The sequence below is a fragment of the Nocardia sp. NPDC003345 genome (genome assembly GCF_053589395.1).
In genome coordinates, this window is sequence record NZ_JBSFRU010000502.1 from 1 (window position 1) to 2,929 (window position 2,929).

2 protein-coding genes are annotated in these 2,929 nt (G+C 64.7%); one reads left to right on the top strand and one right to left on the bottom strand.

Annotation, left to right across the window (positions count from 1 at the left end):
• The coding region (locus tag ACWDU1_RS31245; protein WP_450003998.1) for an NACHT domain-containing protein at nt 1-1,148 on the bottom strand (1,148 nt) is incomplete at its 3' end.
• A 730-nt stretch (nt 1,149-1,878) separates the two neighbouring features.
• Here ACWDU1_RS31245 and dinB point away from each other — a divergent pair.
• Nucleotides 1,879-2,929, top strand: a 1,051-nt coding sequence (dinB, locus tag ACWDU1_RS31250; protein WP_450004000.1) for a DNA polymerase IV, incomplete at its 3' end; no start/stop codon positions are given.

A 2,929-nucleotide genomic window follows, 5' to 3' on the forward strand; every position in this document is an offset into this window, starting at 1 on the left:
CCGAAAGCTACCCAGATGTAGAGCCCACACACCCACAGGGATAGGAAGCTGTATACGGCAGCTTGGGCCCATCGGGAGCGTCTGGGTACAGTCAGTGCCACCCGCTTGGCTGGAGAGTCGAGATCGCCGGTGCTTCCGATCAAGAAGATGAATCCCACGCCGAATACCCACGTGGGCATGGACACGAGGTCGTAGCCCATGAGTGCCACCGTGTACCCACTTGTAAGCACGTACACGAGCCCGACGATGCCGGTGTAGGCGTACCGAATTCCATTGTTTCCGTTGACTTCCCAGATTTCGTCGAGGCGTATTGCGGTGCCATCGCGGTTTGGGGTGGCACGGCGCTTCTCTAGGCATCGGGAAAGAGACCGAAGCCATTTTTCCACCTGACTGCTGGTGTAGCCGCGGAGTTGCTTGATATCGGCCGAACCGGCGATCGCGGCGGGGATCTGAGCGGCGAACAAGCCTTCGCGCACAGCCTCTCGAGAAGTGCAGTCGAGCAGGGCGGTAGCGGTGCGGGGACTATGGCGCAGGATGGTAAGGGTCAGTCCGAGCATCCAAGGGTTTTGCAGGCATCCGGAGAGGGGGCTGTCGGCTTCGTTATCGAGATGGGCAATGAATTGGCCCCAGGCGGGGGCGGTAGCGCCGGTCTTTTTCTGGATGTTCCTGAGGTGGCGAGCAGCCTTTTTTGCGGGGAACGGGTCCAGGTTGATCGTGTTGGCCCCATGCAAGCCGTTGTCACCACCCTTCTGCTGCAGGCGCCCGAATTCGATGCTGCGACAAAGCACTACAACGGGACGGTCGGACCACTCATTGAGACGGTCGAGTAGAGCCCGTGCGCGGGGGCCAGCGGTGGCAACGTTGGTTTCGTCCATTTCATCGAGTCCGTCGAGAACGGGCAAAACCAGTCCGTTGTCGACCATTGCTCGGCCGAGCTTGGGCGGCAATCGGTAGTCGCGCCGTAGCCGGGTGACCAGCCAAGGGATAAAGTCCTGTTTGCCATCCCAACCAGCTGTGTTGATTCGAACAGGGACGGGCGCGGCGTTGTACCGCGCATCGGTGAGGCTTCGGCGTAGTTCGAGTAGGCCCCGCACCAAATAGGTAGCTGCTACAGTCTTTCCCGAGCCGGGTTCTCCCAGTACAACCATTCGCTGTGGCTGTTCGAGCTGGTCGAAGTAGGCGGCGACCTCATCTACTCTGCCTGAGCGGGCTCGCTTATTCTTCGAGGCAGCCGGGGTTACGACGCTAAATCTCACAGGCATGAATGAGCCTTGCCCTGCACGTAGCTCCCGCTGTAGCCGTCCCTCGGCTTGCTCTACCGCCAGGGCAAGGTCATCAGCCCGCCTTACGAGCGATGCCGAATCTGTCGCTGGCCACCACCGCCGATAGAGGAGTTCCATCGGCCTGATCAACGCCACACCCCCGCGTATAAGCGGCGTGGGCTCTATCCCCGTCACCTGTAACAGTTTGCCACTGGACGCGTCTCACCGACCTCCTCTATCGAACAGGTTGTCGTGGTTGATCTCGGTCGTCGGATTTGTGTCCTCCGAGTCGTTCGGCCGAGCGCGATGTGGCCCCTACCCGTAGGCGGATCAGAGGCGACCCAGCAGACCTCAGCGCATCTGGAGTGAGGTCAAGCCTGTGATCCAGCCGAGGCCGGTAGCCCGGAAGCGCCTCGCCTGGGAGTGGCACCCGACTCCGAGGCATAGGTTGCATGCCCGAAGAGCTGGACCACCTGTTCACGTCCCCGGACTGATAGGAAGCAACCAGACCCCGCGGCCAAGGACAATTGCAGTCTGTAAGTGACAACTAAAGTCTGTCGTCCCACCGACACCATCGCGTGTGTCCAGTAGCGACCCACACTGCTAGTGTGAACATATGTTCGAATCCGGCGGTGAAAGTCCAGCCAGAAGCGAGAGCGGTGCGAATACCGCCGATCCGCGCCCGGCCCGGCGCCCCCGGATCGCGTCCCGCGATCACGCCTCGATCCTGCACGCGGATCTGGACTCCTTCTACGCGTCCATGGAGCAACGGGACCGGCCGGAACTCCGCGGGAAACCCGTCCTGGTCGGCGGCGGGGTGGTGCTGGCGGCCAGTTACGAGGCGAAGGCGAAGGGGGTGCGGACCCCGATGAACATCGGGGCGGCGCTGCGGTTGTGCCCGGACGCGCTGGTGGTACCGCCCCGGATGTCGGAGTACGGCCGGGCCAGCAAGGCGGTGTTCGAGATATTCGCCGATACCACACCGATCGTGGAGGGCATTTCGATCGACGAGGCGTTCCTGGATGTCGCCGGGCTGCGGCGGATCGCGGGTCCGCCGGAGACGATTGCGCGGGGGCTGCGCGCGCGGGTGCGCCGGGAGGTCGGGTTGCCGATCTCGGTCGGTATCGCGGGCACCAAGTTCCTGGCCAAGGTCGCCAGCGCGGTGGCCAAACCCGACGGGTTGCGGCGGGTGGAGCCGGCGGACGAGCTGGCTTTCCTGCATCCGCTCCCGGTACACCGGCTGTGGGGTGTGGGTCCGGTCACCGAGCGGGCGCTGCACGCGCACGGGGTCGAGCGGATCGGGCAGCTGGCCGAACTGGGTGAATCCGGATTACGCCCGATCGTGGGGGCCGCGGCGGCGCGGCATCTGCACGCGCTGTCCTGGGCGCGCGATCCACGGCGGGTGGAGACGGGGCGCCGCCGCCGATCCATCGGCGCGCAACGGGCGCTGGGCAGCCGGGTCCGGCCGCCGGAGGAGATCGAAGCGTATGTACACGGCCTCACCGACCGGTTGGGGCGGCGGCTGCGCGCGGCCGATCGTAGCTGCCGGACGGTGGTGCTGCGCATGCGTTTCGGCGATTTCACCCGGGCCACCCGGTCACGGACCCTGGCCGCGCCGACCGACCATACGGATACGATCCTGCGCGCCGCGCTCGCCCTGCTGGCCG